The following is a 23,759-nucleotide window of genomic DNA, read 5'->3' as shown; positions in this document are numbered from 1 at the left end:
TCGCACAGTATCCAGGCGGGCGGTGATCTGCGTCGCTCAGGCAACCCTCACCGGCGGGCAGCCCTCACTGTCACCGGCAGGCGGCCCTCACCGGCAGGCAGCCTTCGCCGGGTGGGCGCGGAGTGTCAGTGCCGCCGGGACCGTACGGGCCAGGATGCCGAGGTCGACGGCGAGGCAGTGCGTGTCGACGTACTCCAGGTCCAGCAGCACCATCTCGTCCCAGGGGAGTTCGGACCGGCCGCTGACCTGCCACAGGCCCGTCATGCCCGGCAGGACCGTCAGCCGGCCGCGGGCCAGGCCGGTGCGGGGGCCGTCCTCGACCGGCAGTGGGCGCGGTCCCACCAGGGACATCTCGCCGCGTACGACGTTGATCAGCTGGGGGAGTCCGTCGAGGGACAGGCGGTGCAGCAGCCGGCCGACCGGGCTGTCGGGGTCGGCGCGGAACCCCAGCATCAGGAACGGCTCGCCCCGCAGACCCGCCCGGGGCTGTCGGAGGAATGCGCGGCCCGCGGCTCCGGGCGAGGTGAGGGCCACGGCGGCGTACGCCACGGCCAGTACGGGTGCGAGCAGGAGCAGGAGGGACAGGCTCCCGGCCAGATCGAGTGCGCGTTTCGCGGACAACGACCGCATTGCCGCATCCTTTCGTGGGATCTTTGTCCGACTTCATGGGAATAGTCGGCTTTATGGCTAGGACTCTCGCACGATGAACAGCCGGTGGCGGTGCCGCCACGCGTGTGCTTTCCGCAGGTCAGCGAAGGTTGGAGAGGTGGTTGTGGGATGCGTGCCGTGGTGAGAGGGGCAGCCGGGTTCGCCGCGCGTTTCAGGGCCCGGCGCACGCTCAGGCTGGTGTGCGGCGGGCTTGCTCTCCTCGTCGGTCTGACGGGGGTCGCGGGCTGGCTCGCGTACCGGAAGTTCGACAGCAACATCCGTACCGACGAGGCGACCGCGGCCGCACTCGCCGAACACGGCGCCGACCGCCCCGCCAGGGGCGACGGCAGGGCGCAGAACATCCTGCTGCTCGGTTCCGACTACCGGAAGGAGGCCGGCAGCGGGCGCTCCGACACGGTGATGCTGCTGCACCTGGCCGCCAACCGGAAGCGCGCCGAGGTGCTCAGCGTGCCGCGCGACCTGCGGGTGGACATGCCGAGCTGCCGGCGGGAGGACGGCAGCTACAGCCTTGAGCAGAACGCCCAGTTCAACTGGGCCTTCCAGTTCGGCGGCGCCGCCTGCACCATTCGTACGCTGGAGAAGCTGACCGGCATCCGGATCGACCACCATCTGATCGTCGACTTCAAGGGCTTCACGAAGATCGTCAACGCGGTGGGCGGCGTCGAGGTCGACCTCAAGAAGCCCGAGCACGATCCGAACGTGGGGCTCGACCTCAGTACCGGCCGGCACCTGCTGAAGGGCAAGGACGCGCTGCGCTACGTCCGGGCCCGGCAGTACGTCGGGGACGGCAGTGACCTGAACCGGATCGGCCGCCAGCAGGACTTCGTCAACCGGCTCGCGGCCAAGATCCGCAGCAATGGCACCCTCGCCAATCCGGCCCGCCTCTACCCGGTGCTGAACGCGGCGACGTCCGCGCTGACCGCGGACTCCGGGCTGGACTCGCTCGGCGAGCTGTACGAGATCGCGGACAGCCTGAGCGCGCTGCCGCCCGGTGCGCTCACCTTCACCACGCTGCCGCACCACGAGGCGCCCGACCACTGGTACCGGCTCGACCTCGAACAGCCGGAGGCGCGGCGGGTGTTCGACGCGGTGAAGAAGGACAGGCCGGTGCTCGCGGCGCTGAAGGCGGCGCAGAAGGAGCCGGCGGAGGAGCCGAAGGAGCCGGAGTTCGAGCCGGTTCACGACGAGTACGAGTGACCGTGGGGGCTGTGGGAGGGGCTTGAGGGGCTTGAGTACGGCCGTGCGTACGGTCGTACTCAAGCCCCTCTGTAGGTGAACGCTGCAGGTCAGCGCCCTGCCATGCGGTGTATGAGCGAGATAAGGGCTGACAAGTTGAGTCCCAGCGACTCAGGTCTGTTGACTCCTGCGAGTGGGTGATGCATCCTTGAGTCAGATCCACTCAAGTAAGAACTGCAGGAGGAATTGAAATGGCACGTGCGGTCGGCATCGACCTGGGCACGACTAACTCCGTCGTCAGCGTTCTGGAAGGCGGCGAGCCCACCGTCATCACCAACGCCGAAGGCGCCAGGACCACGCCGTCCGTCGTCGCCTTCGCCAAGAACGGCGAGGTGCTCGTCGGCGAGGTCGCGAAGCGCCAGGCGGTGACGAACGTCGACAGGACGATCCGTTCGGTCAAGCGCCACATGGGCACTGACTGGAGCATCGACCTCGACGGCAAGAGCTTCAACCCGCAGCAGATGAGCGCCTTCATCCTGCAGAAGCTCAAGCGCGACGCCGAGTCCTACCTGGGCGAGAAGGTGGCCGACGCGGTCATCACCGTCCCGGCGTACTTCAACGACTCCGAGCGTCAGGCGACGAAGGAGGCCGGTGAGATCGCGGGTCTCAACGTCCTGCGCATCGTCAACGAGCCGACGGCCGCCGCCCTGGCCTACGGTCTCGACAAGGACGACCAGACCATTCTCGTCTTCGACCTCGGTGGCGGCACCTTCGACGTGTCGCTCCTGGAGATCGGTGACGGCGTCGTCGAGGTGAAGGCCACCAACGGTGACAACCACCTCGGTGGTGACGACTGGGACCAGCGCGTCGTCGACTACCTGGTGAAGCAGTTCCAGGGCAACCACGGCGTGGACCTGGGCAAGGACAAGATGGCTCTCCAGCGTCTCCGCGAGGCCGCGGAGAAGGCGAAGATCGAGCTGTCGTCCTCCACCGAGACGTCGATCAACCTTCCGTACATCACGGCGTCCGCCGAGGGCCCGCTGCACCTGGACGAGAAGCTCACGCGCGCCCAGTTCCAGCAGCTCACGTCCGACCTGCTGGAGCGGTGCAAGAACCCCTTCAACAACGTCATCAAGGACGCGGGCATCGCGCTCTCCGAGATCGACCACGTCGTTCTCGTCGGCGGCTCGACCCGTATGCCGGCCGTGGCCGAGCTCGTCAAGGAGCTCACCGGCGGCCGCGACGCCAACAAGGGCGTCAACCCGGACGAGGTCGTCGCCATCGGCGCCTCGCTCCAGGCGGGCGTGCTGAAGGGCGAGGTCAAGGACGTTCTGCTCCTCGACGTCACCCCGCTGTCCCTGGGCATTGAGACCAAGGGCGGCATCATGACCAAGCTCATCGAGCGGAACACCACGATTCCGACGAAGCGCTCCGAGATCTTCACGACGGCCGAGGACAACCAGCCGTCCGTGCAGATCCAGGTCTACCAGGGCGAGCGCGAGATCGCGGCGTACAACAAGAAGCTCGGAATGTTCGAGCTGACCGGTCTGCCGCCGGCCCCGCGCGGCGTGCCGCAGATCGAGGTCGCCTTCGACATCGACGCCAACGGCATCATGCACGTCGCTGCCAAGGACCTCGGCACCGGCAAGGAGCAGAAGATGACCGTCACCGGTGGCTCCTCGCTGCCGAAGGACGAGGTCAACCGGATGCGCGAAGAGGCCGAACAGTACGCGGACGAGGACCACAAGCGCCGCGAGGCCGCCGAGACCCGCAACCAGGCCGAGCAGCTCGTCTACCAGACGGAGAAGTTCCTCAAGGACAACGAGGACAAGGTTCCGGCCGACGTGAAGACCGAGGTCGAGACCTCCGTCACCGAGCTGAAGGAAAAGCTCAAGGGCGAGGACACGGCCGAGATCCGTACGGCGACGGAGAAGGTCGCCGCCGTCTCGCAGAAGCTGGGCCAGGCCATGTACGCCGACGCCCAGGGCGCTCAGGGTGCCGCAGGCGCCGAGGGTGCGGCCGGCGCGCAGCCGGGCGGTCCCGAGGACGACGTCGTCGACGCCGAGATCGTCGACGACGAGAAGGACAAGAAGGGCGGCGCTGCCTGATGACGGAGGAGACTCCGGGCTTCGACGAGAAGCCCGACGTCTCTTCCGGCACGGACGACGCCGAGCCGAAGGCCGCCGAGACCTCTTCCTCCAAGGACTCCTTGGACGAGGGCTCGGCGGCCCCGGCCGACGACGCGAGTGCCGCGAAGGACGTCGCACTGATCGCACAGCTGGACCAGGCCAAGATGGCGCTCTCCGAGCGCACGGCCGACCTCCAGCGGCTGCAGGCCGAGTACCAGAACTACCGGCGCCGGGTCGAGCGGGACCGGGTCACGGTCAAGGAGATCGCCGCGGCGAACCTCGTGACCGAGCTCCTGCCCACGCTCGACGACATCGGCCGGGCACGGGAGCACGGCGAGCTGGTCGGCGGCTTCAAGTCGGTGGCCGAATCGCTGGAGACCGTGGCCGCGAAGATGGGCCTCATGCAGTTCGGCAAGGAGGGCGAGCCCTTCGACCCGACGATCCACGAGGCCCTGATGCACTCGTACGCACCGGACGTCACCGAGACGACCTGTGTGGCGATCCTGCAGCCGGGCTACCGGATCGGCGAGCGTACGATCCGCCCCGCGCGGGTCGCGGTGGCCGAGCCCCAGCCGGGTGCGGCCGACAAGAGCGAAGAGACCGAGGACATCAAGGACGCTGAGGAGAGCGGTGGCCCCGACAAGGGCTGACGTGCGCCGGGAGTCCGAGAGGAGGGACGTCGAGGAATGAGCACGAAGGACTTCGTCGAGAAGGACTACTACAAGGTTCTCGGCGTCCCCAAGGACGCGACCGAGGCCGAGATCAAGAAGGCGTACCGGAAGCTCGCCCGCGAGTTCCACCCGGACGCCAACAAGGGCAACGCCGAGGCCGAGGAGCGCTTCAAGGAGATCTCCGAGGCGAACGACATCCTCGGTGACGCCAAGAAGCGCAAGGAGTACGACGAGGCCCGCGCGCTCTTCGGGAACGGCGGCTTCCGCCCCGGTCCCGGTGCGGGCGGCGGTTCGTTCAACTTCGACCTGGGCGACCTCTTCGGCGGCGCCGCCGGTGGCGGCGGCGGTCCCCAGACCGGTGGTTTCGGCGGCGGCATAGGGGACGTCTTCGGCGGTCTGTTCAACCGCGGCGGTACGGGCACACGCACCCATCCCCGCCGCGGCCAGGACATCGAGTCCGAGGTGACGCTCAGCTTCACCGAGGCGGTGGACGGCGCGACCGTCCCCCTCCGGATGTCCTCCCAGGCCCCCTGCAAGGCGTGCTCCGGCACCGGCGACAAGAACGGCACGCCCCGCGTGTGCCCGACCTGCGTCGGCACCGGGCAGGTCTCGCGCGGCGGCGGTGGCGGATTCTCCCTCACCGACCCCTGCGTGGACTGCAAGGGCCGCGGCCTCATCGCCGAGACCCCCTGCGAGGTCTGCAAGGGCTCCGGCCGCGCCAAGTCCTCCCGCACCATGCAGGTCCGGATCCCCGCCGGGGTCACGAACGGGCAGCGGATCAGGCTGCGCGGCAAGGGCTCTCCCGGTGAACGGGGCGGCCCGGCGGGCGACTTGTACGTGGTCGTCCACGTCGATTCGCACCCCGTCTTCGGCCGCAAGGGCGACAACCTCACCGTCACCGTGCCGGTCTCCTTCACGGAGGCGGCACTCGGCGGCGAGGTGAAGGTACCCACCCTCGGTGGTCCCGCCGTCACCCTCAAGCTGCCCGCGGGCACGCCCAACGGGCGCACCATGCGGGCCCGCGGCAAGGGCGCGGTCCGCAAGGACGGCACCCGCGGCGACCTCCTCGTCACCGTCGAGGTCGACGTACCGCAGGAACTGAACGACAAGGCCAGGGAAGCCCTGGAGAACTACCGTGAGGCCACGGCGGGCGAAGACCCGCGGGCCGCACTCTTCCAGGACGCGAAGGGAGCGTAGGAGAGCGATGGACGGCCGACGACGCACCAATCCTTACGAGTTGACCGACGAGTCTCCGGTGTATGTCATCTCGGTCGCCGCTCAGCTCTCCGGTCTGCACCCGCAGACCCTCCGCCAGTACGACCGCCTCGGCCTGGTCTCCCCGGACCGCACGGCCGGGCGCGGCCGGCGCTACTCGGCCCGCGACATCGAACTGCTGCGCACCGTCCAGCAGTTGTCGCAGGACGAGGGCATCAACCTGGCCGGCATCAAGCGCATCATCGAGCTGGAGCACCAGGTCGCCGCCCTCCAGGCCCGCGTCGCCGAACTCTCGGCGGCGGTGGACGGCGCGGCCGCCGCCCTGCAGCAGCGCGAGGCCCAGGTGCACGCCTCGTACCGCCGCGACCTGGTCCCCTACCAGGACGTACAGCAGGCGAGCGCGCTGGTGGTCTGGCGGCCCCGGCGGCCAGGGGAGCCGCAGGGGTAGCAAGTCGTTTGATAGCAAGTCGCTTGAGAAGTACGGCAGTTGGAGGGCCGGGTGGACGTGATGTCCGCCCGGCCCTTCTGTGTGTCCACTTCCTGGCACCAAGTTCGTCTCCGGGTGCAACAAGCTGACACAGATGGCTCTGGAGTGCCTTGCGCCCCGCTGGCAGTCTTTCTCCCAGAGGCAATCAGGCGGAAAGACACGGCAGTTCAGGTCTGCCAGGTCTGTTCGTCATGTCAGGTACGAGCACTTCGGAGGCAGTGATGAAGATCAACAAGTGTGTTGCCAAGGTCGGCACGGCTCTGCTCCCCGCGCTGGCCCTCGTCGCCCTCGCGGCGCCCGCCGAGGCGGCGGTTCCCACCACGCGCCCCGCCCCGGCCGGCAATCCGCCGGTGGCCTGCCGGCCGCTGCCGGAGCCGGTGAAGCACGCCGTCGATCACCTCGCGCAGCACCTGCCGCCGGCGATGGCGGCGGCCGTCAAGGCGGGCCCGAAGTGCGTTGTCAACGGTTGGCAGTGACAGGGCCGGTGAGTGACGGGCCGGTGAGAGGCGACACGTCGTACGAAGCGCTGGTGGTGCGTACCGGCAGCGCGGCAGGGGCCGCCGAGACGGCGGTCATCCGGCTGGTGGCCGGACTTCCGCCCGGCTGGACCTGCACCGAGCGGGTCGGGGAGGGGTGGATTCGGATGCGGATCCGGACGGGGGACGGGGCGGGCGGCACGGTGGAGGTCGGTGCGGCCCGCGCCTGGCTGGCGCGGGCGCTGGGGGACAGTGCCCTGGCGGGGTGGGGCGAGAGCTCCGCCCCGGCCCCGGAGGGCCCCTAGGTCCCTGGAATCCCCGGGTCCCTGGAATCCCCGTTCAGATCCAGCCGCGTTCGCGGGCCAGCAGGGCGGCGTGGGCGCGGCAGGTGGCGTTCAGGACGCGGAGCAGTTCGGCGATGTGCCGGCGGTAGGTGCGTACGGAAACGCCGAGGTTCCTGGCCCCCGTCTCGTCCTTGCCGACGCGGCACATCTGCTCCAGCACCTGCTGTTCGAGAGGGGAGAGCAAGTGCGGTGTGACGGCGTCGGGTTCGCTGTCCAGGGGGAGTTCGACGGCGTCGGACCAGATCTTCTCGAAGAGGGCCAGCGCGTTGGAGACCAGACCGGCCTGCTGGGTGACCAGTGCGCCGCGCGAGGTGTCCGCCGGGTCCACCGGGACCAGTGCGGTCTGGCGGTCGTACACCAGTATTCGCTCGGAGAGAGTGTCCGCGACCCTGATCTCGGCGCCCTGCTCGGCGAGTTCGCGCAGGTACGCGGCGGTCGGCGGGTGGGTCAGCGACTCCTTGAGGATGACGCTGCGGATCCGGACGCCGCGGATCAGGCAGCGGGTGTCCAGCGGGCGGGAGTGCTCGATGTTCTCCGGGGTGAGTGCGGCGTACGGCTCCACCGAGAGGATCTCCTCCCGGGCGAAGAAGGCCAGGTCGTCGATGCGGGTGCGGATCTGGGAGAGGACCTCCATCCGCTCCACGCTCTGCGGCGGCCGGGACCTGGCGTCCTGCTCCGCGCGGAGCTCGGCGACCAGCGCACGGGTCCGGGTGACCAGCTGCAACTGCTCGTGCAGGTCGCGCAGTCGCAGATGGGTGAGCCGCTCGACCGCCTCCTCGGGGTCGGCGGCGGAGACGGTGCCGGTGGCCTCCGTGCGGCGCAGCAGGCCGAGTTCGGCCAGCCGGCCGCAGGCCTCGCGCACCGTGTCGAGGGGTACGTGCAACAGGAGATGGACGTCGTCGCAGAGCGTGTGCGGATTGCGCAGGAAGTGCCGGTAGAGCTGCTCTTCCGTCGCGTTGAGTCCGAGTGCGAAAAGACTGGCGCCGTTCACGGTTGCCCCCCATGGACCGTTCGGTCGAACTGAAGGGAAACAGTAATGCACGTGTAAAGCGGGGGTCGGTGAGAGGGAACGCATCGGTGAGAGTGAACGCATCGGAATGGAACAGAAACCGTCGTTGGGGGAGACTGCTTTGAGGACTGTGACCGACAGACACGCGTTGGATTTCTCCACTCTTACGGGCCGGGAGGTGGAGGTGCTCCTGCTGCTGGCTTCGGGGGAGCAGAACCGCTGGCTCGCCCGTCGTCTCGGGATCGCGGAGCGCACCGTTCGTGCGCACACCTCCAGCATCGTCAGGAAGCTGGAACTGAAGTCGCGATTCGAGGCGGCGATCGTCTCCCATCTCTACACGGACGACATCAAGTGCCAGACGCAGATGGGTAGTTCGGCCGCTTGAGTCGTTGAGTGCATGAAGAGGTCCCCACCGGTTCGTACCGGTGGGGACCTCTTCGTACGTACGTGGCCCCGGTGGGGCCCTACGGGAGTGCTGAGGTGACGGCGTCGACCAGCATCATCCACATCGGCTGTCCGCCGGTGCCGAAGGCGGAGGCGAGCGCGTAGCCCACCGAGGCGTCGGCGGGGCGTACTTCGGCGTCCTCCTGCCACTCCGCGATGACCGTCTCGTCGCCGTCGGAGGAGAAGTCGCCGAGGTGGGTGCCGTCGCGGGTCAGCCTGCTGCTCGGTACGGAGTCGGGCTCCAGCCGGTAGTGGGCCCCGTCGTACTCCACGTCGATCCGGTAGGTCTGCCTGCGCAGCTTGCCCTTGGCGGGGGTGACCTTGGCCTCGGCGCCGTCGATCCACAGGGTCAGGGCGGCCGGGTCGCGGGTGCCGATGGCGATGAGCGGGTCGGTCTCGGATTCGGGGTCGCGTTCCAGGACGACGGCCGGGATCTGCTCGCCCTCCACGGTCAGCCGGTCCTGGCCGTCCAGTCGTACGGCGATCTCACCGAAGAGGGTGTCCACGGTGGGGCCGGGCGGGGTGCGGGGCTCTTCGTCGCCCTCGGGGCCGGCTGCGGGGGCGTCGGCCTCGTGGTCTGCGCGGGGCTTGGCGGTGTCGTTCATGGTGCGGTCCTTCGGCGTGGTCGGAAGGTTCAGTATCGACGGTCAACGCGGATCATGCGGTGGCCAGTTGGGTCGCGGCCAGCTCGCGGTAGAGGTCGTTGCGCTCCAGGAGTTCCTGGTGACGGCCGTGGTCGCGCACCTGGCCGCCTGCGAAGAGGATCAGCTGGTCGGCGCCCGCCACGGTGGACAGCCGGTGTGCGATCAGCAGTACGGTGCAGCTCTCCGCGGCCTGTTCGACGGTACGGCGCAGAGCGACCTCGCTGAGTCCGTCGAGGTGCGCGGTGACCTCGTCGAGCAGCAGCACCTGCGGCTTGCGGAGCAACGCCCTTGCAATGGCGAGGCGTTGGCGTTCGCCGCCGGACAGGGCCAGGCCGCGTGAGCCGACCTCGGTGTCCAGCCCGTCGGCCAGACCCGTGACGAAGTCGTCGAGGAGGGTCTTGCGCAGCACCTCGCCGATCTCCTCGTCGGTGGCGTCCGGGGCCGAGTAGAGGAGGTTCTCCCGCAGGGTGCCCGCGAGCATCGGGGAGTCCTGCTCGACATAGGCGATACGCCGGCGAAGGTCGGCCCTGGTGAGGGTGTGGATGTCCGTGGAGTCGAGGTGGATGGTGCCGGCGTCGGGCTCGTAGAAGCGCTGGAGCAGCGAGAACACGGTGGTCTTGCCGGCGCCGGACGAGCCGACGATGGCGGTGATCTTGCCCGCTTCGGCGGTGAAGCTCGTTCCCGTGAGGGTGGGCGTACGGCCCTGGTAGGCGAACTCCAGGTCCTTCACGGTGATCCGCGGCGGCGGTCCCGCGGGGAGCGCGGCCGGTACGACGTCGACATCGTCCTCGGTCTCCATGTGCCGCACCTCCTCGATGCGGGTGAGGGCGCCGAGTCCCTGCTGGAGGGCGGTGGTGCCGCCGACCAGGGACAGTACGGGCCCGCCGAGGTTGAACAGGTAGAGCAGGAATCCGATCAGGGCCGCCAGGTCGAGGGCGCCGGTGGCCACCAGCGCACCGCCGAAGCCGATCACCGCCAGGAACGACGCCTGGACGATCAGTCCGGACAGCACGGCGATCATCGCCTGGTAGCGGGAGCCCAACAGGCCGGTGCGGTACGCCCGTTCGGCGGCGGCGGTGGCCCGCGCGGTCTCCTTGGCCTCGCCGCCGTTGGCCTTGACGGTGCGGGCGGCGCCCAGCGAGCGGTCCAGGGAGGCGCCGATGTCGCCGACGGACTCCTGCGCCTGGGTGGTGACCCGGCGGATCCGCGGCATGATCACGCCCATCGCGACGCCGACGACCAGCAGCACGGCCGAGGTGATGCCGAGCAGCGGCAGGCTGACGATGCCCATCAGCACGATCGTGGCGAGGAGATGGATCGAGCCGTCGACGAGCTGGATGAGGCCGCCGGTCGCGGCGTGCTGCACCAGGGTGCTGTCCGAGGTGACCCGGGTGGTGAGCCCGCCCGGTTCGGTGCGGTCCAGCTCGGCGGTGCGCAGCCGGATCAGACGGGCTATCAGGCCCTTCCGTACGTGCAGCACCACACGCTCGGCGGTGCGCTCGCTCAGCCAGGACTGGCCCCACATCAGACCGATGGACAGGACGAGCAGACCGACCAGCAGCGTGATCTCCTCCGCCAGGCTGCTGTCGGTCATCAGCTTGGTGAGAACGGACTGAATGACCAGGGGCTGGGCGAGGCCGGCGGCGCTGCCCAACAGGGTCAGCAGGAGCACCACCGAAAGGATGCCGCGGTGCGGTCGCGCGTACGAGAGCAGCGCGCGCAGCGCGGGCCGCTCGGCCGGGGGCTGTTCTGCGTCAGATGTGTTCACACCCGCATTTCTAGTGCGCCGCGCGCGGGCGCGAAATTGGCACTTGCGGCAATGGGGGCGCGTGTGGGGGAGCGGGCCGGATTTCCGGAACCTGCAATTCCGGAAGCCAGATTTCCGGAACGGGTAATTCCGGATGTCGGATTTCCGGAACTTGTAATTCCGGAAGGTGCATTGCCGGAAGGTGCATTGCCGGAAGGTGCAATGCCGTAAGTGCCAATGGTGCGGCTGTCGGCGGCCGGGCCACTATTCACTCGTTCCCAGCGAACGCCGGCCGCAATCGGCGGAACCGGAAGAGATTCGCCGGGGACATTCACCTAAGGAACACATCGTGCAGAAGCTCAACGAGCAGGACCTGTTCGACGGTTACACCGCTTACACCTCGGCCGAGGAGCTGGGCCTGTCGCACGGCCAGGAGGCCGGTCCCGCGTTCTCCCCGACCATCCCGTGGGCGATCCGCGCCACGATCATCACCGCGCGTTCCTCGCAGCAGTGCGCCGCCGCTCTGGGCTCGCTCGCGGCGAAGACCGTCGAGAAGAAGTGCTGATCAGCGCCTCTCGCAGTCCCCTCCGTAGTCCCCTCCGCAGTACCCCTGCACACAAGAAGAGAGAACACCTCATGCAGAAGCTCAACGAGCAGGACCTGTTCGACGGTTACACCGCCTACACCTCGGCCGAGGAGCTGGGCCTGTCGCACGGCCAGGAGGCCGGTCCCGCGTTCTCCCCGACCATCCCGTGGGCGATCCGCGCCACGATCATCACCGCGCGTTCCTCGCAGCAGTGCGCCGCCGCTCTGGGCTCGCTCGCCGCGAAGACCGTCGAGAAGAAGTGCTGATCAAGCCGTGAGCCTCGGGGCCGGCCGACGACACGGCGCCATGCCGTCGGCCGGCCCCGGCGGGCCGGTACCGCACCGCCCCGCCCCACGCGTTCACCGTCCCCTGCCCCGTTCGTTTCTGAGGAGGCGTCATGGACGTTCCCGATGCCGGATTCCGGCGTGTTCTCGTCGTGGGAACGGGGGCGCTCGGAGTGGCATTCCTGCCGTTCTGGATCAATTGGCTGAAGAATTCCCTTCCGCGTACGGAAGTCCGGGTCGCGCTGACCCGTTCCGCCGAGCGGTTCGTCTCCGCGGAGGCCCTGGCCGTACTGTCCGGCCGCGAGGTCTTCGTCGACGACTGGGACCGGCAGCCGTCCGTCACCGCGTCCGGCGTCAGCGTGCCGCACGTCGAACTCGCCGACTGGCCCGATCTCGTACTGGTCCATCCGGCCACCCTGAACTTCGTCAGCCGGTACGCGCTCGGCCTGGCTGACACCCCGCTGACCCTTGCCCTCCAGTCGACTTCCGCACTGGTCGGCGTCGCTCCTTCGCTGCCTCCCCGCGCGCACAAGTCCCGTGTGGTACATGGCCACTTGGAGGTGCTGCGCGCGCGGCCCGGGGTCGTGGTGGCCCCGACCATCGAGGCGGTCAGCGCGAGTACCGGCGAGCTGGAGGACGGCGGGTCGGCCCCGCTGTACGAGCTGTACGACCTGTGCGCCGCCCGCCACGGGGCACCGCGAGGGGAAGCCGCGCGCGAGGAAACCGTGCGAGAGGAGGTGCCCTCATGACGGCCGCGTTGTCCGCGGACCGGGGCACGCTCGCGGAGCTCCAGGAGCTCCAGGAGTTCGAAGAACTTGAAGGGCTCGAAGGGCTCGAAGAGGTGGTGGAGCACCGTACGGGCCTCCAGGCCACCCGTGTGCTGCACGCCCCCGACGGGCGGGGCTTCTACTGGTGGCAGCGGCCCGGCACCGGCCGCACGGGACCACTCACCGCACCCGCCGCGCACCTGGTGCCGCACCTCGGCCCGGAGACGGGCGCGGCCCTGCTGGTCACGCCCCGACGGGTCGGCGATGGCTTGGTGCACCGTACGGACGGCTCGGCCTCCGTCGCCGCCTGGCTGCGTGACTTCCGGCCGCAGGCACGTCAGTTGGCGGGCCATTCGCTCGTCTCGGCGGCTCGCGCGCTGCGTGAGCTGCACCGGGTGCCGGTGCCCGAGGGGGCAGGGTTCGGCGCTCCGCCCGGCATCGTCCGGCTGCGCGCCTGGGTGGCCGGACAGAGCGAGTCGAGGAGCCGGGCGCTCTCCTCGTGGGGCGCCGCCCGGACGGACCGGCTGCTCGACTGGGCCGCCGACCTGACGGTGCCTTCCGGCTCGGACGGCTCGGACGGTCCGGACGGCTCGGACGGCTCGGACGGCTCGGACGGCTCGGACGGCTCGGACGGCTCGGACGGCTCGGACGGCTCGGACGGCTCGGACGGCTCCCACGGATCCGGTGGCGCTGCCGCCCGCGCCGGATTCTCCCTCCTGCACGGCTGGGCCTCCGTCGGCGCCCTGATACCGCCCCTGAGCCGGGGCCGGGTGGCGCTGCTGACCGGGGAGGACCTGGCCGTCGGGCGCCCGGAGCTCGACCTCGGGTGGCTGCTGGGCGACCTCGCCGAGCTGACCTGGGCGGCGCCCCCGTACGACTGCACGGAACTGCTGGGGGTGGTGCCGGCCGCGTACGGCCCCGGACTCGACCCGGTGCGGCTGGGGAGGGCCGCCGTCCTGCGGATCGTCACGCACATGCAGGACTTCGCCACCTTCCAGGGGTGGCACGACGAACTGCTCGACTACATCGCCTTCACGGCCGAGTTGATCGACGAGGAGGGCCGCCGGGCGGTCAGCCCGTTGGCTCAGGGAGTGTCATGACCACCATTGTTTCCGCCCCAGCCGTATCTGACCCAGCCGTATCCGCCCCAGTCACACCCACCCCAGTCCCGTCCGTCCCGCCGGCCGGTGCCAAGCCCGCGCTGGTGCGCTACCGGCCGTCCGGGCTGGACTCCAGGCCCGAGGTGAACGCGCTCCTCGAAGGTCTCGGTCTCGGCCCGCTCGCCCCCGAAGGGCTCACGGGTTTCGGCGGCCGCAACGACAACTGGGCCGGTACGACGACCAGCGGCGCCCGCGTCTTCGTGAAGACCGTCGCCCGCGGCACGGACGGCAGCAGCCCCGAACTGGACCGCACCCTCGCCTTCGAGAAGCTCGTCGAGCAGCTGCCCGCCGGTTCCCCGCTCCGCTTCCCCGAGCACCTGGGCAGCGACCGGCCGACCGCCGTCAGCGCGTACCGGCTGCTGCCCGGCGCCCGTTCCGGCGCCGAGGTGGCCCTGGACGGTGACTTCGACGTGGAGCTGTGCCGGCAGGCCGGGCAGGCCGTCGCCACCCTGCACGCGCTGGTCCCCGACGACGTCGAACTCGACGACGGTGATGCTCCGCTGCCGCCGCTCTCCTGGCTGGAGGCGTTCCCCTGGAGCGACCTCCAGGACCGCAGCATGGCGCAGATCGCCGCCTGGAAGCTCGTCCAGGACGACGCCGAGGCGGTCGCCGCACTGCGGGCGCTGCGCGGCCGCGAGCAGGCGGCGCCGCGCACTCCGGCCCACTGCGACCTGCGGTTCGACCAGTTCATCCTGCACGAGGGCGTCCTTTATCTGTGCGACTGGGAGGAGTTCCGGCTCGCCGACCCGGCCCGCGACGTCGGCGCCTTCGTCGGCGAGTGGCTCTTCCAGGCCACGTACTCCGTCTTCGCCCCGACCGGCGACAAGGACGCCCCCGCGCCCGGCTTCGACCTCGGACACGAGGAGATCGTCGCGCGCGGCGCCGACGGACTGCGCCGCCACCTGCCGAGGATCGCCGCCTTCTGGCAGGGGTACACACAGTTGCGCACCCCCGACCCGGAGCTCGCGGCGCGTGCCGTCGGCTTCGCGGGCTGGCACCTGTACGACCGGCTGATCGCCACCGCGCAGGCGCACGCCACCCTCAGCCCGGTCGCCCGCGCCGCGGCCGGGATCGGCAGGACCCTGCTGCTCAATCCCGCGGGCGCCGTCTCCATGCTCCGCCTCGACACCCCTACCGGGAGCCCCCGATGACCCTCACCACGGGTGGGACCGCCACCGTGCCGCTGCTCGCCCCGCGCCTGTCCGCCGCCCTGGACCGGGTCTCGGTCCACCCCGACGGCACCCGGGCCACCGTCGGCGGGCGCGAGCTGACCGCCGAGAGCGCCCGCGACCTGCGCGGTCGCCTCACCAACGCGCTGTACGAGGAGTTCCACGCCGGGAACGGCGCGCAGCGCCACGAGGCGGCCGACACCGCTCCCCGGCGCGAGCTGCGCGATCCCGTACTGGAGGCCAGGCTCGCCGCGGGCGTCCCGCATGCCAGGACCCCCTTCCGGGCCCGGCTGATCGAGGTGCTCTCCCGGCCGGACGGCGACCAGCTCGTCGTACGACTGCCGGACATCACCACCAGGATCCCCGCCGACCGGCTGCTCACCGAGGGGGAGGTGCACCCCGGAGACCTGGTGGAGGTGTCGCTGGAATCGGCCAGGCCCGCCTTGTCGCCCGGCTTCTTCTACGTGATGGGCTCGCGGGCGCTGCCCGCCGGGCAAGGACCGGTGCGCAGGATCTTCCTCCACGCCACGGACACCGACCACGCGGTGGCGCTCTGGGCGGCGGCGCTCGACGCACTGGAGCGGGCGGAGGCGCTGTACCACGCCAAGGCGCTGTCCGACCCGGACGACTTCCCGCGCAGGGACGGCCTGGTGGTCTATCTGCACGGCGACCACGAATCGGCCGAGCGGGCGGTGGTCGATGCGATACGGGGCCTGCCGGGGGCCGTCGGGGCGGGCGCCGCGGGCGCGGACACCTCGCTCTTCACCGAGCGGCTCGCGCCGGGAGTCGCGGCGGCGTGGGACCCGCAGGACCCGCGCCCCGGCCAGAGCTCGATGAGCTTCGGCCAGCACCGCAGCTTCGCCCTGGCCACGGCACTGGTCGACCACGCGCTGTCGGGCGAGAGCGGCTCCGCTGCGCTGGAGGCCCGTGTCGTACGGGAGTTCAGGGCGGCGGGCATCGACCCGCTGCACCCCGAGAACAACATCCCCGCACCTGAATCCGCACCCGCAGCGGCACCCGAATCTGCATCCGCACCCGCTTTCGCCACGGAGGGCAACTGACATGACCGAGACCCTGCTGGAAACGCCGCCCGCCGACGTAACCGGGGCCGAGGTGACCGAGACCGAAGCGGCCGAAGCAGCCGAATCGGCCGAAGCCGCCGAAGCGTTCGCGGGCGGTTTCGGGGCCGCCATCACCGAGGCCTACAGCGACGCCCTCGCCGAGGTCTACGACGACATCTACCCCAGCACCCCCGACCTGGAGGACATCGGCACGTACCTCCTGACCCTCACCGACCCCGGCGCCAGCGTCCTCGAACTCGGCGTGGGCACCGGCCGGGTGGCGATCCCGCTCGCCGACCAGGGCTTCGACGTGCACGGCGTCGAGACCTCCGAGCGGATGCTCGCCCGCCTCGCCGAGAAGGACCCGCAGGGCCGCGTCACCCCGGTCCACGGCAACCTCACCACCCTCGACCTGGGCCGCACCTTCGACGTCGTCCTCGCCCCGTTCAACGTGCTGTGCTGCGCGACGACGATCGACGAGCAGATCGCGATGATGCACGCGGTGGCCCGGAACGTGGCGGCCGACGGTCATGTGGTCGTCGAGACGTTCGACCCCAGCGACTACCACGTGCAGAAGCGCAACGAGATGACCACCTACCCGCTCGGCGACCGCGGCACCATGATCGAGTCGGTGGGGGTGCTGCCCGCCTCGCAGAACATGATGCTGCAGAACACCCTCTTCCTCGACGGCGGCGTCCCGCAGTCCGCGACCACCGTGATGCGCTACCTGTGGCCGAGCGAGCTGGACCTGCTCGGCGCCATCGCCCGGCTGGAGCTGGTCGGCCGGTACTCGGGCTGGCGCGAGCAGCCCTTCGACGGTGGCGACAGCCGCAAGATGTGCGTCTCCGTCTTCCGGCCGCTGGCATGACCCCGAGCCTCCCGGCCCGCCAACTCACCAACGGGCTACGGTTGTTGACCGAGCCCCTGCACGACAGGGGCCGGGGGCTCGTCTCGGTCGCCCTGACCGTCGCGGCGGGCAGCGACGACGATCCGGCGGGCCTGCACGGCATGGCTCACCTGGTCGAGCACCTGATGTTCCCGCGCGCGGAGGAGACGCGCGCGCGGGAGACGGCGGCGCAGGAGGGCGTACATCCGGACAGCCACGCCGCCCGGATCGCCGGCGCGGGCGGCGTCTGCAACGCGGAGACCCACCGCGACCACACCGTCTTCCACACCACCGCCCCCGCCGAGATGCTCCCCGAGGTCCTGGAGTGGGAGGCCCGGCGGCTGCTCACCTTCGACCCGCCGCCCCCGGTCCTCCGTACCGAGACGGCAGTGATCGCCGAGGAGATCCGGGGCGCGTCCGCCACCGGCCGCCTCTGGGACACTGCCCTCGCGGCCCTGCACCCCGGCAGCAGGGACAGCTACGGCACCCCGGCGGAGCTGGCCGGGGCGACGGCCGCCGAGGCGCGCGACTTCTTCCGCCGCCACTACCGGGCGGACGCGATGGCGCTCTCGGTGGTCGGCGACGTGGACCCGGCCGAGGTGTCGTCCCTGGTGGGCTCGCTCTTCGCGGATCTCCCGGCCTCCGCACCCCCACCCGTGTCCGGCCCCGTGCGACCGTCCAGCGATCACGCCGTACGTACGGACAACGCTCACGTCGTACGTACGGAACCGGTGCCGGCCACCGTCGAAGCCGTCGCCGTCGGGCACCTGCTCCCCGACCCGCGCGCCGACCGCCCCGGCTATCTGGCGCAGGTCCTCCTCGCCGAGGTACTCGGCCGGGGCCGGGCCACGCGGGCGCTGCGCGAGGACGCCCGCCTCAGGGCCGCCAAGGTCACCTGCGGTCTGTACGGGCAGTGGCTCGGCTCCGCCGCCCCCGACCTGACGCTGGTGCTGCTCGGCCGGGCCCCCGGAGCGTCCGCCGACGACGCGGTCGGGGCCTGGCTGGACGCGCTGGCCTGCGCCGCCGACGGCGGCGTGCCGCAGGAGGAGCACCGCAGGGCGCTCAACGCGCTGCTCGTGGCCTGCCACCGCAGCGCCGACTCGCTCACCGCCCGCGCCGTCGGCCACGCCCGTACCGCACTGCTCTTCCCCGGCTCCGACGGTATCGAAGCCCTCCCGGGCGAGCTGCGCGCCCTCACCCCGGACGACCTCGCGCGGGCCGCCCGCGCCCTGCTGTCAGGACCCCGTTCGCTGACCGAACTCGGAGGAAAGCCCCGGTGACCAGGGTGACCAGGAAGACCGCCGACACCGTGCTCGGCAACGGCCTGCGGGTCGTGGCCGTACGGACGCCCGGCGCGCCCCTCGCCGAGCTGCGTCTCGTCCTGCCGTACGCGCGCATCGACCCTCGGGGCGCCGCCGTCCAGCAACTCCTCGCCGACTGCCTGACTGCCGCCGTCGGCGACCGGGCCAGGCAGGACGTCGCCGACCTGGCCGCCGACCTGGGCGCGGAGCTGAACACCGTCGTCACCGCCGAGTCCCTGATCGTGGCGACGGGCGTACTCGCCGAAGGGCTGCCCGGCGCGCTCGCGCTCCTCGCCGACCTGGTGCTGCGCCCGGTCTACCCGGAGCCCGAACTCGCCGCAGCAGCAAGGAGATTGGCGGCTGTACGGGAGACGGGCGGTGACCGGCAGCGGCTGCGCCAGGCCTTCCTGGAACACGCCTTCGGCGCCGGCCACCCCCACCACACCCCGGCCGCCGCCGCCTTTGAACGCGCGGAACCGGTGCGCACCGAGGAGCTGTACGCGCTGCACGCGAGGGCGGTCGTCCCGGACGGTGCCGTGCTGCTGGTCATGTCGGCGGAGGAACCTGACCGGGTGACCGCGCTCGTGGACGAGCTGCTTGGCGGGTGGACCGGCGGTCCTTCGGGGCTGGTGCTGCCGCCGTTCGCCCGCAGTACGCCGCGCCCCGGCAGGCTCGCGCTCGCGCCCGCGGAAGGCACTGCGAGGCAGGCGCTCGTACTCGCGGCGGGGCCCGCAGTTCCGGCAGCCGACCCGGGCCACGCCCCGTTGCACCTGGCCGAGTTGATGCTCGGCGGGTACGCGTCCGCGCTGCTGGCCCGCCGGGTGCGGGACCGGCACGGGCTCGCGTACGCGGTGTCCGCGTCCGTACGGGAGAACCGGGCGGGCAGCTGGCTGGAGATCGAGTCCGCCGGGGCGCCGGGCACGGCGGAGCGGACGGTGGAGGAGGTCGTCGGCTGTCTGCGGGAGCTGGCCGGGAACGGGCCCGACCCGAGGGAGGTCGAGCGGGCACGGGCGTACGCCTGCGGGTTCACCCGGTTCGCACTGGCCACCCGCAGCGAGGAGGCGAGCGCGCTCGCGGGCTTCGTGGCGGCGGGGCTCCCGCTCGACTGGCTCGACGGCTACCGGGACACGCTCCGGGGAGTGACGGCGGATCAAGTCGCGGACGCGGCACGGCAGTTCCTCGCCCCGGACGCCTTCCTGATCGCCACCCTCGACAACGCCGCCACCGTTGACAACGTCGCCGCCCGGGACGGCGCCGCCACTCTTGATAGCGCAGCCACCCTGGACAGCGCCGACAGCGCCGACAGCGCCGTCACCCGGGACAGCGCCTCCACCCTCGCCAGCGCGGCCGCCGCCCCCGGCGCCGCCACCCTCGACACCCATCAGCCGGAGCGCCCCCGATGAGCCCCGACCCCTTCCCCGTCGTCCCCGACCCCAGCCCCTTCCCCTTCCCCACCACCCCCGCACCGCACGCCGAGGACGGCCCCGCCGTCCTCTACCCCCTCCAGCCCGACCACCCCGAACTCGTCGCGCCCTTCGCCGCGTTGGTGCAGCGCACCCGTGCGCGCAGGCTCTGGCTGTGCCAGTCCTTCAAGGCGGAGACCCACCAGGTCGCCGCCCACCTCGCGGGCATGGGGCACACCGTCCCCGTCGGCACCAGCGTGACGCTGCTGCCGCTGCGTCACCCGTACGAGGCGGCCGTGCAGGCCAGGTCGCTCGCCCTGCTCACGGACCGGCCGGTCGTCGCCGGGTTCGGCATCGGCAACCCGGACTTCGTGGCCGGGCTCACCGGCGGCCCGTACGAGAGCCCGCGCACCGCAGTCCGCGACTACCTCCGCTCCGTACGCGCCCTGCTCGACGGGGAACGGGTCGAGCAGGGCGGCCCGTACCACCAACTGCACGGTTCCCTCATGCCGTTGGACCACCCCCGGGTCGAGCTGGGGGCCGGGGTGCTGCGGCCCGGCATGGCGCGCACGGCGGGCGAGACGGCCGACGTGGCGATCACCTGGATGACTCCGCCTACGTACGTCGCAGGGGTGCTGCGGCCCGCCCTGGAGGAGGGTGCGCGGCTGCGCCCCCTGCCGCTGAGGCCGCCGAGGATCGCGACGGCCGTGCACGTCGCGGTGGTGCGCCCCGGCCGGGATCCGCGGCGGCTCGCGATCGCCGCGGCCCAGGAGCACCTGAGGGCGCCGCACTACCTGGACATGCTGCGCAGGGCCGGTGTCCGCATCGACCCGCACGACCCGGCAGGCACCGCCGACGCGCTGCTGGACTCGGGCGTCGTCGTCGCCGGGAGTCCGGACGAGATCGCCCAGCGGCTGGGGGAGTACTCCCGGGCGGGGGTCGACGAGGTCATGCTCAACCCGTCGGGCGTACTGCTCACCGAGGGGGTGCACGCGGCCGTCGCCGACCTGGAGGAGATCCTCGCGGCCTGCCGCGCGGAAGCGGATCGGGGCGCACAGGACGCCCAGGCGTCACAGGATCCTGCCAGGTCAGGGCAGGAACCTGCCGCCCGAGCGTCTTCAGGGGCGGCAGTGCGACTGCTTGGCTGAGAAGCACCGGCGGGGGCGAACGGAACCCCGGCGGGCGGCGACCAGACAGGGAGAGGACCCTTGAGCGGCAGTACGGCACAGCCACCCGGAGCGGTGGGTTCCGGGGGCACCACCGACACGGTGGCATTCGACACGGTGGCATTCGCGGGCATCAGCAAGAAGTTCGGCAGCCACCAGGCGCTGCACGACGTCGGCTTCACCCTGCGGCCCGGCCGGGTGACCGGGCTCCTCGGCCCCAACGGGGCGGGCAAGAGCACCCTGCTGCGCATTCTGCTCGGGCTGGCCAGGCCCGACGAGGGCACCGTCCGCGTGCTGGGCGCCGTACCTGGCGCGGGCCCCGAGCACGCCCGCCGGATCGGAGTCGTCATGGACGCGATCGGGTTCCCGCCGGGCATGAGGGTGCGCCGGCAGCTGGAGATCTCGGCCCGCTCGCTGGGCCTGCCCGATTCCCGTATCGACGAGGTGCTGTCCCAGGTGGGTCTGGAGGGTGCCGGACGCAAGCGGGTGAAGGACTGCTCCACCGGCATGCGCCAGCGCCTCGCGCTCGCCGTCGCCCTCCTCCCCGACCCCGAACTCCTCGTACTGGACGAGCCGTTGAACGGTCTCGACCCCGACGGCATCCGCTGGATGCGCCGCCTGGTGGAACAGTCCGCGGCCCGCGGCGTCACCGTCCTCATCGCCAGCCACATGCTCTCGGAGGTCGAGCAGAGCGTGGACGACGTCGTGGTGCTGCGCCGCTCGGTCCTGTTCACCGGACCGCTCCAGGAACTGGTCCGCAGGGGCGGCGGCAGCCTGGAGGACGCGTACTTCGGCCTGGTCGAGGACGCACCCCTCGCTCCCCGCAAGGAGGTCGTCAGCCATGCGTAACCAGATCCGCGCCGAGATTCTCAAGGCGCGTTCCGGAGCGGCCCTGTCCGTCCTCCTGCTGGTGGCCCTGGCGCTCGGCGCACTGGGGCAGCTCGGAGCGGTCTACGGGGAGACCCAGCTCGACGCGAACGTCGTGGCAACATCGCACCGAGTGATCAAACTCGCCGGTTCGGCGACCCTGTTCGCCACTCTCTTCGGCGCACTCCTGGTGACGTCCGAATTCCGCTCGGGCTCGATCGGCCGCAGCGTGCTGTACGCGCCGGGCCGCGGCGCGGTAGTAGGCGCGAAACTCCTGGTGGCCACCTTCTCCGGACTGCTCTTCGGAGCGGTCGCGGTACTGGGCGCGCTGGGAGTCGGCGCGGCGGCACTCGGCGCCAGGGGCGCGACGCTGGCCCTGGACGGCCAGAGCGCTCGACTGGTCCTCGCAGTCCTCGCGGTGTGCACGCTGGCTGCCCCGCTCGGCGCGGCGATCGGCTTCGTCGTACGCAACCAACTGGCCGCGGTGGTCGGCCTCCTGGTCTGGGGAACGGTCGGCCAGCTGATGGTGCTCGGCCAGCTTCCCCAACTAGGCCGCTACCTCCCGGACGGCGCCCAACTGAGCGTCCTCGGCGACCACCTGACCTTCCCGGACGCGCTGAGCGCCCCGTACGGCCTGCTGCTCCTGATCGGCTGGGGCGCGGCCCTGGCGGTGCTGGCGCAGCGGCTGTTCGTACGCAGAGACATCTGAGGCCGGGACCCGGGCGGTGCCTGGGCGGGACGTCGGAGCGGGAAGTCGTACGGGTACGGCGAGGGGCCGGACGGGCATTGTGTGACGCTGTTGGCGAATTGCTTGATGACCGGATCGGGCCTGGTGACAGCCGAAAAGTAAGTGTTCGGGGACCGCGACGAGAGGGCATGGTTCAGGAGCCGAAGTCATGATCAGGCCGCGGTGGGCGCGGCGACTCCGCGCCGTGGGAAGCGCAAAGGACTCCTGCAGATGGCTACAGGCAAGGTCAAGTCGTTTTGCTCCGAAGAAGGCTTCGGCCACATCACGCAGGACGACGGCGGCCCCGACGCGTTCGTCCACTTCACCGCCATTCAAGGCTCCGTCAAGGAGCTGCACGAAGGCGACATCGTTTCCTACTCGCTGGTCCAGGGCCAGAAGGGCCCACAAGCGGAGGACGTCTTCGTGGAAGAAGCGTAAGCATCGCTGCGCCGAGCCCCCGAGCCCCCGAGCCAATTCGCCAACAGCATCGGCATCATGTCCCCCCGACGTCTTGAGGGCATACGGGAGCCGAGCCACGTTGTATCGAGGTCCCGTGCCTCAGCCCGTCTTGTGGGAGATCGTGATCTCCGCTGAAGTACGCAGCCCGCAGGCGCGGAGGGAGTCGATGAGGACTTCAGCAATCCACGCGGCAGATTCCGGCGACCATTCAGGCGCTGTGCATTCGAGGCTGACACCAGGCCCCACCCCCGCAGCGTGAGGGCCAAGTGAGTCCATGGGGCTGAGCGCGGGCTCGACATCGGGGGCCTGTTTCATGCGAAGGCGTCCGTATCCACGTTGGACGGCCAACTCGCACAACCGCGCCGCGTCCAGGTCTGGTTCCGCCGCGATCGCTGCGGTCATGCACACGGGAGAGTCCAGCCTGGCCAGGGAGAACCAGTCTGCGGCTGTCCTGAGATCGAATCCGATATCGGGGGCCAGGCGCAGAGGTGCCTGGATGCGCAGACCTGTGAACTCCAGTCGTCCCACGCGGTGAAGAGCCTCGACGAGAATGCGTGTCATGGGCAGAACCGGCAGATGCTGTGAAGGGAGGTCGACGGCTGGGTAGCCCGTCAGCCAGGCGAGCCGACGTACTCGCCCGTCCTGTGCCCAGTCGCCTCCGGCGTCGGCGTGCTCCCAACGCTGCCCCCCCAACTCCCGGCCTGCCTGCAGGAGGGTGGAACTCCATCCGTAGGCCGCAGCGCGTTTCACCACCAGGCTGAAGAGGTCTTCGTCGAGGTCGAAGCGCACATTGGCTTCACCGATCCACTCGTGCAGCTGCATCACGCCGTATACCTCGGCGGTCATGGTGGGGCTCTCCTCGTCTTCCACCGCGATTTCGTCCATGACCGCCTTCCCGTCCGTTCCTGTCAG

Annotated in this window: 26 protein-coding genes and 1 pseudogene; 21 read left to right on the top strand and 6 right to left on the bottom strand. The window is 70.8% G+C overall.

Going from position 1 to position 23,759, the window contains the following annotated elements; translation table 11 throughout:
• Positions 1–87 precede the first annotated feature (87 nt).
• Entirely contained in the window at positions 88–630 is a 543-nt protein-coding gene (locus AB0D18_RS04350; protein WP_362412555.1) for a sugar transferase, read from the bottom strand.
• Positions 631–777: 147 nt separating this feature from the next.
• On the opposite strand from AB0D18_RS04350, the gene AB0D18_RS04345 reads away from it, so the two are divergent.
• The 7 genes from AB0D18_RS04345 to AB0D18_RS04315 all read left to right on the top strand — a co-directional run bounded on the left by AB0D18_RS04345 (position 778) and on the right by AB0D18_RS04315 (position 7,128).
• Positions 778–1,866 carry an LCP family protein gene (locus AB0D18_RS04345; protein WP_362412552.1) on the top strand — a complete coding sequence of 363 codons (1,089 nt, stop codon included), beginning with the start codon at positions 778–780 and terminating at the stop codon, positions 1,864–1,866.
• A 230-nt stretch (positions 1,867–2,096) separates the two neighbouring features.
• Entirely contained in the window at positions 2,097–3,953 is a 1,857-nt protein-coding gene (gene dnaK / locus AB0D18_RS04340; RefSeq protein WP_362412549.1) for a molecular chaperone DnaK, read from the top strand.
• Positions 3,953–4,624: a nucleotide exchange factor GrpE gene (gene grpE / locus AB0D18_RS04335; RefSeq protein ID WP_362412546.1), complete on the top strand. Its 672-nt coding sequence runs from the start codon at positions 3,953–3,955 to the stop codon at positions 4,622–4,624. The genes dnaK and grpE overlap by 1 nt, the downstream gene beginning before the upstream one ends.
• A 36-nt stretch (positions 4,625–4,660) precedes the next feature.
• Positions 4,661–5,842 carry a molecular chaperone DnaJ gene (gene dnaJ, locus AB0D18_RS04330; RefSeq protein ID WP_362412543.1) on the top strand — a complete coding sequence of 394 codons (1,182 nt, stop codon included), beginning with the start codon at positions 4,661–4,663 and terminating at the stop codon, positions 5,840–5,842.
• A gap of 7 nt (positions 5,843–5,849) precedes the next feature.
• On the top strand, positions 5,850–6,308 hold the full coding sequence (locus AB0D18_RS04325; protein ID WP_362412540.1) for a helix-turn-helix transcriptional regulator: 459 nt from the start codon (positions 5,850–5,852) through the stop codon (positions 6,306–6,308).
• Between the two features lie 260 nt (positions 6,309–6,568).
• Positions 6,569–6,823: a hypothetical protein gene (locus tag AB0D18_RS04320; protein ID WP_362412537.1), complete on the top strand. Its 255-nt coding sequence runs from the start codon at positions 6,569–6,571 to the stop codon at positions 6,821–6,823.
• 23 nt (positions 6,824–6,846) lie between these two features.
• Positions 6,847–7,128 carry a hypothetical protein gene (locus AB0D18_RS04315; protein WP_362412534.1) on the top strand — a complete coding sequence of 94 codons (282 nt, stop codon included), beginning with the start codon at positions 6,847–6,849 and terminating at the stop codon, positions 7,126–7,128.
• Positions 7,129–7,162: 34 nt separating this feature from the next.
• On the opposite strand, the gene AB0D18_RS04310 is transcribed toward AB0D18_RS04315, so the two are convergent.
• Complete coding sequence (locus AB0D18_RS04310) at positions 7,163–8,158, bottom strand: helix-turn-helix transcriptional regulator (protein WP_362412531.1); 996 nt, start codon at positions 8,156–8,158, stop codon at positions 7,163–7,165.
• A gap of 148 nt (positions 8,159–8,306) precedes the next feature.
• Here AB0D18_RS04310 and AB0D18_RS04305 point away from each other — a divergent pair, with 148 nt between their 5' ends.
• Positions 8,307–8,561, top strand: a complete 255-nt coding sequence (locus tag AB0D18_RS04305; RefSeq protein WP_362412528.1) for a LuxR C-terminal-related transcriptional regulator — start codon at positions 8,307–8,309, stop codon at positions 8,559–8,561.
• Between the two features lie 79 nt (positions 8,562–8,640).
• Here the strand turns inward: AB0D18_RS04305 and AB0D18_RS04300 are convergent, their stop codons facing one another.
• From AB0D18_RS04300 to AB0D18_RS04290, 3 genes and pseudogenes are all read right to left on the bottom strand, one after another.
• Positions 8,641–9,225, bottom strand: coding sequence for a hypothetical protein (locus AB0D18_RS04300; protein ID WP_362412525.1), 585 nt, complete (start codon positions 9,223–9,225; stop codon positions 8,641–8,643).
• A gap of 52 nt (positions 9,226–9,277) precedes the next feature.
• Complete coding sequence (locus AB0D18_RS04295; protein WP_362412523.1) at positions 9,278–11,032, bottom strand: ABC transporter ATP-binding protein; 1,755 nt, start codon at positions 11,030–11,032, stop codon at positions 9,278–9,280.
• A 90-nt stretch (positions 11,033–11,122) separates the two neighbouring features.
• Positions 11,123–11,239 (bottom strand): annotated as a pseudogene (locus AB0D18_RS04290) (hypothetical protein); the annotation flags it as partial.
• A 121-nt stretch (positions 11,240–11,360) separates the two neighbouring features.
• On the opposite strand from AB0D18_RS04290, the gene lxmA (AB0D18_RS04285) reads away from it, so the two are divergent.
• From lxmA (AB0D18_RS04285) to AB0D18_RS04225, 13 genes are all read left to right on the top strand, one after another.
• On the top strand, positions 11,361–11,576 hold the full coding sequence (lxmA, locus tag AB0D18_RS04285; protein ID WP_362412520.1) for a lexapeptide family class V lantibiotic: 216 nt from the start codon (positions 11,361–11,363) through the stop codon (positions 11,574–11,576).
• A 71-nt stretch (positions 11,577–11,647) separates the two neighbouring features.
• Entirely contained in the window at positions 11,648–11,863 is a 216-nt protein-coding gene (gene lxmA, locus AB0D18_RS04280; protein WP_362412520.1) for a lexapeptide family class V lantibiotic, read from the top strand.
• Between the two features lie 131 nt (positions 11,864–11,994).
• The gene (lxmD, locus tag AB0D18_RS04275) at positions 11,995–12,630 is read left to right on the top strand and encodes a peptide terminal cysteine decarboxylase LxmD (RefSeq protein WP_362412517.1); all 636 of its coding nucleotides are present in this window, start codon (positions 11,995–11,997) and stop codon (positions 12,628–12,630) included.
• The gene (locus tag AB0D18_RS04270) at positions 12,627–13,748 is read left to right on the top strand and encodes a hypothetical protein (RefSeq protein ID WP_362412514.1); all 1,122 of its coding nucleotides are present in this window, start codon (positions 12,627–12,629) and stop codon (positions 13,746–13,748) included. The genes lxmD and AB0D18_RS04270 overlap by 4 nt, the downstream gene beginning before the upstream one ends.
• Positions 13,745–14,959: a class V lanthionine synthetase subunit LxmK gene (lxmK, locus tag AB0D18_RS04265; RefSeq protein ID WP_362412511.1), complete on the top strand. Its 1,215-nt coding sequence runs from the start codon at positions 13,745–13,747 to the stop codon at positions 14,957–14,959. The genes AB0D18_RS04270 and lxmK overlap by 4 nt, the downstream gene beginning before the upstream one ends.
• Complete coding sequence (locus AB0D18_RS04260; RefSeq protein ID WP_362412508.1) at positions 14,956–16,038, top strand: T3SS effector HopA1 family protein; 1,083 nt, start codon at positions 14,956–14,958, stop codon at positions 16,036–16,038. The genes lxmK and AB0D18_RS04260 overlap by 4 nt, the downstream gene beginning before the upstream one ends.
• A gap of 1 nt (position 16,039) precedes the next feature.
• Positions 16,040–16,906, top strand: a complete 867-nt coding sequence (locus AB0D18_RS04255) for a class I SAM-dependent methyltransferase (RefSeq protein ID WP_362412505.1) — start codon at positions 16,040–16,042, stop codon at positions 16,904–16,906.
• Positions 16,903–18,204, top strand: coding sequence for a pitrilysin family protein (locus tag AB0D18_RS04250; protein ID WP_362412503.1), 1,302 nt, complete (start codon positions 16,903–16,905; stop codon positions 18,202–18,204). Before AB0D18_RS04255 ends, AB0D18_RS04250 begins: the two co-directional genes overlap by 4 nt.
• On the top strand, positions 18,201–19,628 hold the full coding sequence (locus tag AB0D18_RS04245; protein WP_362412500.1) for an insulinase family protein: 1,428 nt from the start codon (positions 18,201–18,203) through the stop codon (positions 19,626–19,628). Before AB0D18_RS04250 ends, AB0D18_RS04245 begins: the two co-directional genes overlap by 4 nt.
• Positions 19,625–20,776: a F420-dependent peptide dehydroalanine reductase LxmJ gene (lxmJ, locus tag AB0D18_RS04240; RefSeq protein WP_362412497.1), complete on the top strand. Its 1,152-nt coding sequence runs from the start codon at positions 19,625–19,627 to the stop codon at positions 20,774–20,776. Before AB0D18_RS04245 ends, lxmJ begins: the two co-directional genes overlap by 4 nt.
• 60 nt (positions 20,777–20,836) lie before the next feature.
• The gene (locus tag AB0D18_RS04235; protein WP_362412494.1) at positions 20,837–21,643 is read left to right on the top strand and encodes an ATP-binding cassette domain-containing protein; all 807 of its coding nucleotides are present in this window, start codon (positions 20,837–20,839) and stop codon (positions 21,641–21,643) included.
• Positions 21,636–22,370 (top strand): ABC transporter permease, encoded by a 735-nt coding sequence (locus AB0D18_RS04230; protein WP_362412491.1) that lies wholly within the window; start codon positions 21,636–21,638, stop codon positions 22,368–22,370. Before AB0D18_RS04235 ends, AB0D18_RS04230 begins: the two co-directional genes overlap by 8 nt.
• A 249-nt stretch (positions 22,371–22,619) precedes the next feature.
• Entirely contained in the window at positions 22,620–22,826 is a 207-nt protein-coding gene (locus AB0D18_RS04225; protein WP_362412489.1) for a cold-shock protein, read from the top strand.
• Between the two features lie 120 nt (positions 22,827–22,946).
• Here the strand turns inward: AB0D18_RS04225 and AB0D18_RS04220 are convergent, their stop codons facing one another.
• Positions 22,947–23,732: a hypothetical protein gene (locus tag AB0D18_RS04220; RefSeq protein ID WP_362412486.1), complete on the bottom strand. Its 786-nt coding sequence runs from the start codon at positions 23,730–23,732 to the stop codon at positions 22,947–22,949.
• Between the last annotated feature and the right edge of the window lie 27 nt (positions 23,733–23,759).

The sequence above is a fragment of the Streptomyces sp. NPDC048442 genome, assembly GCF_040651475.1.
Lineage (GTDB): Bacteria > Actinomycetota > Actinomycetes > Streptomycetales > Streptomycetaceae > Streptomyces.
The sequence above is the reverse complement of the archived record's forward strand: the minus strand, read 5'-3'. Positions and strand labels throughout refer to the sequence as shown.

What these genes read in the sequence shown, in the direction of transcription:
- AB0D18_RS04350 (WP_362412555.1), bottom strand. Translation starts at nt 630, where the DNA reads ATGCGGTCGTTGTCCGCGAAACGCGCACTCGATCTGGCCGGGAGCCTG.
- AB0D18_RS04345 (WP_362412552.1), top strand. Translation starts at nt 778, where the DNA reads ATGCGTGCCGTGGTGAGAGGGGCAGCCGGGTTCGCCGCGCGTTTCAGG.
- dnaK (WP_362412549.1), top strand. Translation starts at nt 2,097, where the DNA reads ATGGCACGTGCGGTCGGCATCGACCTGGGCACGACTAACTCCGTCGTC.
- grpE (WP_362412546.1), top strand. Translation starts at nt 3,953, where the DNA reads ATGACGGAGGAGACTCCGGGCTTCGACGAGAAGCCCGACGTCTCTTCC.
- dnaJ (WP_362412543.1), top strand. Translation starts at nt 4,661, where the DNA reads ATGAGCACGAAGGACTTCGTCGAGAAGGACTACTACAAGGTTCTCGGC.
- AB0D18_RS04325 (WP_362412540.1), top strand. Translation starts at nt 5,850, where the DNA reads ATGGACGGCCGACGACGCACCAATCCTTACGAGTTGACCGACGAGTCT.
- AB0D18_RS04320 (WP_362412537.1), top strand. Translation starts at nt 6,569, where the DNA reads ATGAAGATCAACAAGTGTGTTGCCAAGGTCGGCACGGCTCTGCTCCCC.
- AB0D18_RS04300 (WP_362412525.1), bottom strand. Translation starts at nt 9,225, where the DNA reads ATGAACGACACCGCCAAGCCCCGCGCAGACCACGAGGCCGACGCCCCC.
- lxmA (WP_362412520.1), top strand. Translation starts at nt 11,648, where the DNA reads ATGCAGAAGCTCAACGAGCAGGACCTGTTCGACGGTTACACCGCCTAC.
- lxmD (WP_362412517.1), top strand. Translation starts at nt 11,995, where the DNA reads ATGGACGTTCCCGATGCCGGATTCCGGCGTGTTCTCGTCGTGGGAACG.
- AB0D18_RS04270 (WP_362412514.1), top strand. Translation starts at nt 12,627, where the DNA reads ATGACGGCCGCGTTGTCCGCGGACCGGGGCACGCTCGCGGAGCTCCAG.
- lxmK (WP_362412511.1), top strand. Translation starts at nt 13,745, where the DNA reads ATGACCACCATTGTTTCCGCCCCAGCCGTATCTGACCCAGCCGTATCC.
- AB0D18_RS04260 (WP_362412508.1), top strand. Translation starts at nt 14,956, where the DNA reads ATGACCCTCACCACGGGTGGGACCGCCACCGTGCCGCTGCTCGCCCCG.
- AB0D18_RS04255 (WP_362412505.1), top strand. Translation starts at nt 16,040, where the DNA reads ATGACCGAGACCCTGCTGGAAACGCCGCCCGCCGACGTAACCGGGGCC.
- AB0D18_RS04250 (WP_362412503.1), top strand. Translation starts at nt 16,903, where the DNA reads ATGACCCCGAGCCTCCCGGCCCGCCAACTCACCAACGGGCTACGGTTG.
- lxmJ (WP_362412497.1), top strand. Translation starts at nt 19,625, where the DNA reads ATGAGCCCCGACCCCTTCCCCGTCGTCCCCGACCCCAGCCCCTTCCCC.
- AB0D18_RS04230 (WP_362412491.1), top strand. Translation starts at nt 21,636, where the DNA reads ATGCGTAACCAGATCCGCGCCGAGATTCTCAAGGCGCGTTCCGGAGCG.
- AB0D18_RS04225 (WP_362412489.1), top strand. Translation starts at nt 22,620, where the DNA reads ATGGCTACAGGCAAGGTCAAGTCGTTTTGCTCCGAAGAAGGCTTCGGC.
- AB0D18_RS04220 (WP_362412486.1), bottom strand. Translation starts at nt 23,732, where the DNA reads ATGGACGAAATCGCGGTGGAAGACGAGGAGAGCCCCACCATGACCGCC.